Annotated in this window: 7 protein-coding genes and 1 tRNA gene; 4 read left to right on the plus strand and 4 right to left on the minus strand. The window is 74.5% G+C overall.

From position 1 onward, the window contains the following. Together AAHZ94_RS23735 and AAHZ94_RS23740 are read right to left on the minus strand one after the other, a co-directional pair. On the minus strand, nucleotides 1-210 hold a 210-nt coding region (locus AAHZ94_RS23735), incomplete at its 3' end, for an FmdB family zinc ribbon protein (RefSeq protein ID WP_349995045.1). Nucleotides 211-402: 192 nt separating this feature from the next. Then, nucleotides 403-1,719 (minus strand): hypothetical protein, encoded by a 1,317-nt coding sequence (locus AAHZ94_RS23740; RefSeq protein WP_502964761.1) that lies wholly within the window; start codon nucleotides 1,717-1,719, stop codon nucleotides 403-405. Nucleotides 1,720-2,445: 726 nt separating this feature from the next. Between AAHZ94_RS23740 and AAHZ94_RS23745 the strand changes: the two genes are divergently transcribed. Both AAHZ94_RS23745 and AAHZ94_RS23750 read left to right on the plus strand, forming a co-directional pair. Then, nucleotides 2,446-2,517 (plus strand) — tRNA-Val (locus AAHZ94_RS23745). 848 nt (nucleotides 2,518-3,365) lie between these two features. Then, nucleotides 3,366-3,752, plus strand: coding sequence for an anti-sigma factor antagonist (locus AAHZ94_RS23750; protein WP_349995047.1), 387 nt, complete (start codon nucleotides 3,366-3,368; stop codon nucleotides 3,750-3,752). Here the strand turns inward: AAHZ94_RS23750 and AAHZ94_RS23755 are convergent. Continuing rightward, nucleotides 3,694-4,797, minus strand: a complete 1,104-nt coding sequence (locus AAHZ94_RS23755; RefSeq protein ID WP_349995049.1) for a LysR family transcriptional regulator — start codon at nucleotides 4,795-4,797, stop codon at nucleotides 3,694-3,696. The genes AAHZ94_RS23750 and AAHZ94_RS23755 overlap by 59 nt on opposite strands. Nucleotides 4,798-5,108: 311 nt before the next feature. Between AAHZ94_RS23755 and snpA the strand changes: the two genes are divergently transcribed. Continuing rightward, a complete protein-coding gene (snpA, locus tag AAHZ94_RS23760; protein WP_349995050.1) occupies nucleotides 5,109-5,777 on the plus strand; it encodes a snapalysin in 669 nt (222 codons plus the stop codon). Nucleotides 5,778-6,031: 254 nt separating this feature from the next. On the opposite strand, the gene AAHZ94_RS23765 is transcribed toward snpA, so the two are convergent. Then, nucleotides 6,032-6,730, minus strand: coding sequence for a hypothetical protein (locus AAHZ94_RS23765; protein ID WP_502964762.1), 699 nt, complete (start codon nucleotides 6,728-6,730; stop codon nucleotides 6,032-6,034). Between the two features lie 161 nt (nucleotides 6,731-6,891). Here AAHZ94_RS23765 and AAHZ94_RS23770 point away from each other — a divergent pair, with 161 nt between their 5' ends. Next, nucleotides 6,892-7,668 carry a TetR/AcrR family transcriptional regulator gene (locus tag AAHZ94_RS23770; protein ID WP_349995054.1) on the plus strand — a complete coding sequence of 259 codons (777 nt, stop codon included), beginning with the start codon at nucleotides 6,892-6,894 and terminating at the stop codon, nucleotides 7,666-7,668. The last annotated feature ends 391 nt before the right edge of the window (nucleotides 7,669-8,059 follow it).

Raw genomic sequence — 8,059 nt, forward strand, 5'->3', positions numbered from 1 at the left:
GCCCCCGCCGCAGCAGCCGCCCCCGCCGCCCGCGGGCGCGGCGCCGCGCGGGGCCGCTCCGCCGCCGGTGGCGACGGCCCCCGTGGACAGCAGCTTGACCGTGTCGCCGTGCCCCTCGGGGCAGGTCGCGGGGGCGCTGGACTCCGCCATGGGCCGGCTGAGCTCGAAGTTCGCGCCACAGGCGCGGCAGCGGTATTCGTAACGAGGCATGCCCGCAGCCTAACCGCGGACCGGTGGCAGCGGCCCCGCCGCCCAAACGGCGGGGCCCTGACGGTGTCGCCCGGGCCCTGCCGCCCACCTGGTGCGGTCCTGGCGGGGTGCCGGCCAGGCGGCGCGGCCCGAGACCAGAGACCTGCGGCCTGCGGCCTGCGGCCCGCGCAAGGATCGGGCCGCCCCGGCGGGTCAGCCGCCGCCCGCCCCGAGTTCCCCGCGGATCTCCTGGACGACCCGGGCGGCGGTCTGGCGCACCGCCTCGGTCTCGGTGAGGAAGTGCCACCAGTCCGGGTGCCGCCCCTCCAGGCCGGCGACGGCCCGGTCGAGGCGGGCGACCGCGTCGTCGAGCGGGCGGGCGTGCCGCGGGTCGGGGGTGTTGCGGCCGGCCATCGCCAGCCGCTGGGCGTCCCGCACGGCGAACCTGGTGCGCTCGAGCTCGCCCGTCTGGTCGTGCGATACCGCGGCGAGCCGGCGCAGCCGCTCGCCGGCGGCGGAGACGGCCTCGTCCGTCGTGTTCAGCAGGGCCCGCGCGGTCGAGAGCCGGGCCAGCGCGTCCGGCCAGCGCTGCGCCTCCCGGGCGGCCCTGGCCTCCTTCAGCTTCGCCTCGGCCTGCTCGACGGAGCGCGCGGCCTGCTCGGGCACCGGCTGGAGGTCCTGCCAGCAGGCGGCGCTGTAGCGCCGGCGCAACTCGCTGAGCACCGGGGCGACGCCCTCGGTACGGGTGGTGATGGCCTCGGCGCGGGTCCGCAGCGAGACCAGCCGCCGGTCGATGTCGGCCGCGGTCGCCGGCAGCCGCTCGGCCTCGCCGCGCACCGCCTCGGCGGCCCGCAGCACGTGGTCGGCGCGCTGGATCGTCTCCGGCACGCCGTGTTGGCCCGCGCCCTGGTTGAGCTTGGTGAGCTCGGGGGCGAGCGCCGCGAGCCGGGCGGCGAGGTCGTCGGCCCGCAGCCCGGCGGCGCGCACCGCGTCCAGCGCGTTGCTCGCCGCGAGCAGCGCCTGCCGGGCCCGCTCCACGGCGGGCGCCAGCCGGGCCAACTGGGTCTCCGCCGTACGCAGCAGGGGGCCGAGCCCCTGCGCGAACCGGTCGAGGTCGCCCTTGGCCCGTTCGAGCTCGGTCTTCGCCCGGGTCAACTCGCTCCGGGCGCGGCTCGCCGCCGCCGCTTCGAGGTCGTCCCGGTCCAGGTCGTGCGCGTCGACCGCGGTGATGTAGTCGTGGCTGACGTGGTCGATGCGCTGGCCGAGCGCGGCGAAGTCGCTGACGGCCTTGCGCGCGGCCGGGGAGTCGTCGACCGCGGTGATCGTCTCGATGGAGATCCGCAGGTCGCGCTGGGCGGTGTCCAACTCGTAGAACGCGGCGGCAGCGGCGTCCTTGGCCGCCTGCGCCTCGGCCCGCTGGTTCTCCCCGCGCCCGAACCACCGCCGCGTGCCCCCACCGGCGAACGCCCCCGCCAGCGCGGCGAGCACGAACGGCACCGGCACCACGGCCAACACCAGCAGGTCACCCACGGCCCGACGATGCCCGCCCCGCGGCCGGCGGGCGGTGACTTGGGTGACCCGAGCGGCCTGGCCAGTCTGGTCGGCGCGGTCGGTCCGGGGGGTGTGGCTGGTCCGGGCGGCGCGGACGGTCTTTTCGGTACGGGTCGTGCGCGTGGGGCGGGCCGTGTGGTGGGCCGGCTCCGCCGCGGTGTGGGGCGCCGCGGGTGCGGCGTGTCCGGCGGGCGGCGCCGGGTGCGGGGCGGGCGTAGACGCGGCAGGTTCCGCGGGCGCTGCGGGGGCCGCGGGCGTGGCGCGGGCGGGCTGTCGGTCCCCAAGCAGGCGGCGTAGTAGGTGCACAGACTGCGCGGTGGTCGCCGTCACTACCCTCTCCCGATGAATCGCCCCAGGCCCGGATGCCATTCTCCCACCCGTTAGGGACGAACACACGGGCCGGATAGTTCGCCACCGCACCCCGATACCTCACACCCACCCGTCGAAGCCGGCCCGATCCGGCCCGGCCCCGCTCACCGAAGCTGCCTCGATCCGGCCCGGACCCACCCGCCGATGCTGTCCCCGCCCGGCCCGGACCCACCCGCCGATGCTGTCCCCGCCCGGCCCGGACCCACCCGCCGAAGCCACCTCCGCCCGGCCCGCCCCGTGGCGCCACCCGCCCCCACCAGCCCGGCGACCGTCCGCCGGCGGCATACGCGTTTGCGAGTACGGGGCATCGTCGGGGTAGGCTGTCGGCTCATGCACGGGTGCATAGCTCAGCGGTAGAGCGCTGCTCTTACAAAGCAGATGTCACAGGTTCGATCCCTGTTGCGCCCACCCTTCCTGACCTCGGCGAAATGCCTGGTCAGGGCGCGTATGAGCCCCTCGTCTCGGCCTAGAGGTGAGGGGCTTCGCCGTGTCCGCGGGCCCCGGTCCGCAAAGGGTCCACAGCCCCCACGGACGCAGCCCGCTGCTCCTCGATGGCCCCGGCCCCGACGCCCTTCCGCACGGCCCCGCGGCGACGCCGCCCCGGCGCCCTTCCCGCGCCCGCGACGCCACCCCCAGCGCGCCCCGACCGCCCTCCCAGCGCTGCTTCACCCCGGGGTCGGATCATTCAGCCCCTCGCTGGCGACAGCCGTCAACGTGGCGGGATCGTGTCGTGCGCGGCGGGTGGGGGTGTGGGGTGGTCGGACGGTCTTCCGGACGGGCTGCGGACAGGTGTTGGCCGGGAATCATGTTTGACGCGACGTCAACAACAAGGGCAAGGGGGTTGCTTCACTCGTACGAGTGTTCTTCCGGGGGCAAGAATCGTTCTTGCATGCTGGCTGCTCGATGCTCGCTACTAGCGTGGCCCGCCTGTCACCCCGGGTGCGGATGGCGTGAAATCGACGCCGGCAGGCATCGGACACCGGCGCCAGGTGCACCTGTGCCAGGGCGGCAGGCCAGGCGGACGTGGGGACCTGAGCATGGGCTGTGACCATCAACGACGGGCAGCGGCGGCGGAGTGCGGGGAGGCCGTCGTGTCCATCCGTACGCAAGGGGAGCCCGGCTCGGAGCAGTCCGGGGCGGCGGCCGGGGCTGACGGGCAGACAGAGGACCGGGGGATGACATGGGGTACGGGGGACGTGGGGGATGCGGCAGCGAGCGGGGGAGCCGGGGGTGTGGTGCCCGGCGGGGCGTGGGTGATGAGCGCGGGCGATGTCGGTGGGGCGAGCGGATGTGGCGACGGCGGGCGGCTGGCACGGTCGTACGCGGTGCGCGGCTGTACGGTCGTGGAGCTGTCCGGGGATGTGGACCTCGCCACCGTCGGGGAGATCCGGGTCGTCCTTGACGAGGCGACCGCGCCGAGCGGCCCCCCGCACGTCGTCGTCGACCTCAGCCGCACCACCTTCTTCGACTGCACCGGGCTCGACCTGCTGGTGCGCGCGGAGGCGCGGATGGCCCGGCGCGCCGGGCGGCTCGGCCTGGTCTGCGTGCAACAGATCACCCTGCGGATGATGGAGATCGCCAACCTCACGGGGCTGCTGAGGCCCGTGCCGACTCTGGAGCAGGCTCTGGAGCGGCCAGGGTGATCGGCACGGGGGCCAGACAGGAGAGCGCGGCCGGCGACAGGCCGTCGCGCCGGGCGGCGGCCCGTCCCGCATCGGGCCCGGGCGCGTCGGCGCGCAGCAGCGGGCTGTCGTGGCGCAGCAGCCACAGCCGGTACGCGGCGTTGGCCCAGGCCAGTTCCAGGTAGGCGGACTTGAGGTCGGCGTAGAGCGCGTCGGCGCGGGTGCCGGTGGTGGTCTGCGGCCGGGAGACCATGAAGAGCCGTACGGTGAGCGGGTCGCCGTGCAGCGGGCGGATGACCATGCCGGGGCGCGGGGCCGTCGTGGGCTGGCAGGGCGAGACGGCCTCGCCTGAGGCGACCAGTTCGGCGGCGGTCGTGGTGTCCCTGACGTGCACCACGCGCGGGTTGAGGCCGGCCCCGGCGAACACCTGGCGCAGCGCGGCGTACTCGTCGTCGACGGTCAGGTCGACCACCCAGTGGTCGTCGGCCAACTCCGCCAGGCGCACCACCGTGCGGCCGGCCGCCGGATGGTCCGCGGGCAACGCGATGAACTGCGGTTCCTCGGGGAGCAGGACGCGCCGCTCGACACCGCTGGGCACCGACAGCGGGAAGCCGGTGAACTCGTGCACGAAGGCCACGTCCAACTGCTGGGTGGCCACCATCTGGAGCAGCATCGTCGCCGATATGTCGACGTGGATCGTGGTGTCCGTCTCCGGCAGCCTGGCGTGCAGCCTGCGGAGCCAGCCGGCCACGGCGCGGTTGCCGGTGCTGCCGATCCGCAGATGCGCCCCGTTGATGTGGGCCGCGGCGTCCTTGGCCGCGCTGACCAGGGCGTTCATATCGGCGACGATCGGCCGTGCGCGGGCCAGGACGGAGCGGCCGAGCGGCGTCGGGTGGCTGCCTGACTGTTCACGGGTGAACAGCAGGCCGCCGATCGCCTTCTCGATGCGCCTGAGCTGCGTGGTGAGGGAGGGCTGCGTCATGCCGAGCTGGAGCGCAGCCTTGCGCACGCTGCCCGCGTCGGCGATAGCACAGAGCGCACGGAGGTGTCTCACATCGAGCTCCACGAGCGGAGCATATCGGCGTGGACACGACAGGCACCAGACACGTCATCCGATCGCCTGTCCATGTAGGAGTTGTCCGGTGCATTGCATTCCGTGGTCGAATCCGCCGCCTTCTGGCGCCGCAACGTAGCGCAATGCGGGGGTATGGCCGCTAGGCGGCTTTTGGGGGCCATAGCTCGGTGCTATCGGCAGTTGGCATCATCCGCGCCGCGCGGCATGTCCCTGACACTCGGCGGGACACCCCGTTCCGGATGCCCTGATCGCTACCCCACAGCGATCGCCGGGGCCCCGGAGGCCCGAAGGAGTCCCCCCACATGAAGAGCTCTGCGATATTCCTGTCGACCGCGCTGGGCCTCGGCCTGGCCGCCGCGACCGCACTGCCCGCGACCGCCGCCCCCACCGCGGACGCCGGCCAGCGCTCGACCGCCACGAGCATCGCCGCGTACCAGGGTTCCGGCGAGGACGCCGCGGCCACCAAGGCGTTCTTCGAGGCCGTCGTCAAGTCGGCCAAGGCCAAGCAGGCCAAGACCGGCGAGCGCGCCGTCACCGTCACCTACAACGCCAGCGGCGCGCCCACCTTCGCGTCGCAGATCGCGCGGAGCGCGGCGATCTGGAACTCCCACGTGACCAACGTGAAGCTCCAGGCGGGCTCGGGCGGCAGCGACTTCTCGTACCGCGAGGGCAACGACGCGCGCGGCTCGTACGCCAGCACCGACGGCCACGGCCGCGGCTACATCTTCCTGGACTACCGGCAGAACCAGCAGTACGACTCGGTCCGCGTCACCACCCACGAGACCGGCCACGTGCTCGGTCTGCCGGACCACTACTCGGGCCCGTGCAGCGAGCTGATGTCCGGCGGCGGCCCCGGCCCGTCCTGCACCAACCCGAACCCGAACGCGCAGGAGTCCGCCCGGGTCAACCAGCTTTGGGCGGGCGGGCTGAGCGGCCTCGACACCTTCGCGAAGGGCTCGTTCCGCAAGTGACTGCCCCGTTCGCGGGCTGAGGAAGGGCGGGCGCCGGCCGCGCGGCCGGACCCACCTCCCCCACGGCAGCCGTGCCCGCATCGGCGCCCGCCCCTGTCGCCCCGCGAACGAGAGCGCGGCCCGGTCCGCCCGCACACCCCGACGGTGCGCGGGCGGACCGGGCCGCCGCGTTGGGAGCCCCCTACGGCCGCCGTCGAAGACCGGGCCACGGCGTCAGACCTCTGGTGTCAGGCACCAGAGGGCGAACGCCCGACTCAGTACAGCTTGTTGACCGCGGTCGTGGTGGTCCGCTTGAAGTCGGCCACCTGCGCGTGCTGGAAATTGCCCATCTGGCCCCACTTCACGACGGTCACCGTCCGCCCGTCCCGGCCCACCGAGAACAGGTTGATGTCGGACCCGCCCCAGGCGTGCGCGGTGTGGATGCCGTAGACGTTGGCGCCCTCTTCGACGTTGAGCTTGCCGTAGTCCTTGAACTCGGCGGTGACGTCCGGGTCCTGCTCGGCCTTGGCGGCGCACTCGCGGACGGCCTTGTTCCACAGCGCGGCCAGCGCCTTGGCGCGCGTCTCGTCCCGCTCCACGACCGTCACCTGCACCGCGCCCGTGTCGTACTCGGTCCAGAACGAGCGGTGTACGGAGGTGGCGCCGGGCAGCGCGGGCCCGACGCAGAACGGCAGCGGGTCCGGCGCGCCGGCGGTGACCGGGCTCGCGTACCAGGCGGAGGTCGGGTGCGGCGGCAGCTCGTTCGGCTCCAGGAACGCGGGCTCGGAGGCTGCGCCGTGGCGCGGGGCGGCGCCGGCCGCGGGGGCGAGCACGGCGGTGGTGGCCGCGGCGGCCAGCACGGCCAGCCCGATGACGCCGGTACGGGCCAGCCGGCCCGGGGTGCCCGCGGCGACGGCGCGGGTCGTGGTGGTGCCGGCCGACTGCTCGGCGGCGTGGTCGAGGTGCGAGTGCATGTTCATGGGGCAACTCCGCCATGGCTGCGCCCAGCGGGCAAGACATCCACCACTAGACGGGAAGCTGGAACGGTAAAACCCGCTCTGACCTGCATCAATACCCGGTGCCTGGAACACCTTTCTGGAGCGTCCCGGCGGGGGTGGCACTAGGATCGGGCAGCGTGTCGACCTCATCGCCCCCACGGCGGCGCAAGCCGCGAGCCGATGCCGAGCGCAATCGGACCCGTGTCCTGGAGGCCGCACGCGCGCTGTTCACGGCGCGCGGTGAGGACGTGCAGATGCCCGAAGTGGCCCGGGCCGCCGGGGTCGGCATCGGCACCGTCTACCGCCACTTCCCGAGCCGAGCCGCGCTCATCGAGGCCGCCGGCGAACAGCGGCACGCGGAGATCGTGACCTTCGGCCGGACCCGGTGCGTGCCGTGCCCGGACGCGGCGGACGGCCTCGCCCGCTACCTCTGGCACATCGGCGAGGTGCTCGCCACCGACCGGGGGCTGACCGCGTCCATCGAGGCGACGCTCGGTTCGGCCAGGCCCAAGGGCACGGCGGCGGAGCGCACCGAGGCCATAGCGGCCGAACTCATCGTGCGGGCCAGGGCCCAGGGCGCCATCAGGCCCGACGTCGAGGTGATCGACCTCAGCATGATCGTCTGCGGCCTTGCGGCGGTCATCCGCAACGGCACCGGCGACTGGCGCCGCTACCTGGCGATCACCCTGGCGGGCCTCGGCGACGCGGCGGCGGGCCCGCTGTCGGACGCGGTCCGCGCCCGCCCGGTGAGCCGCGACACGGCCCCGCCGGCCGAAGGGGCCTCGTCCGACCCTCCCGGTGCGGCCCCAGCGGCTGGAGCCCCGACCGACCCGGCTACTCCTTCGGGTCCAGCCCAGGCCCCGGCGCGAGCGGCCGATGGCGAGCCGGACGAGGCGGCGTCCTCGGACGCGTGACGGGTGACGGGTGACGGGTGATGCGTGACGCCGAGCCGCTGAACGGTTCGTACGCGTGAGGCCCTACGTGCGCTCGTACGCGCGAGGCCGCTCGGACGGGCTGGCTGAGCCGGGCTGTACGGGACAAACCGCATGAAACGTTCCGTACGCCACGGGCCCCGCGGCACGGGCCCCACGCCACGGGCCGTACGAGACGAGTCGTACGACATGAGCCCCAGGGGACGCCGCGTACGCGAGGGATCGGCGCGGCGGGCCAGGTGAGAGGTGTCGGGGTACGGCGCGGGGCCCCGGCCGGCGGGGGGGGGGGGGGCCCCGGCCGGGGGCCCCCCCCCCCCCCCCCTGGGGGGGGCCGGGGGGGGGGAGGGTGCCCCGGCCCGCAGGGTGGGAGAGT

Source organism: Streptomyces sp. HSW2009 (assembly GCF_040240285.1).
Classification (GTDB): Bacteria; Actinomycetota; Actinomycetes; order Streptomycetales; family Streptomycetaceae; genus Streptomyces.

Bases quoted from the DNA above. Each gene is read 5' to 3' on its own strand.
- AAHZ94_RS23750 (WP_349995047.1), top strand. From the start codon at position 3,366: ATGAGCGCGGGCGATGTCGGTGGGGCGAGCGGATGTGGCGACGGCGGG.
- AAHZ94_RS23765 (WP_502964762.1), bottom strand. From the start codon at position 6,730: ATGCACTCGCACCTCGACCACGCCGCCGAGCAGTCGGCCGGCACCACC.
- snpA (WP_349995050.1), top strand. From the start codon at position 5,109: ATGAAGAGCTCTGCGATATTCCTGTCGACCGCGCTGGGCCTCGGCCTG.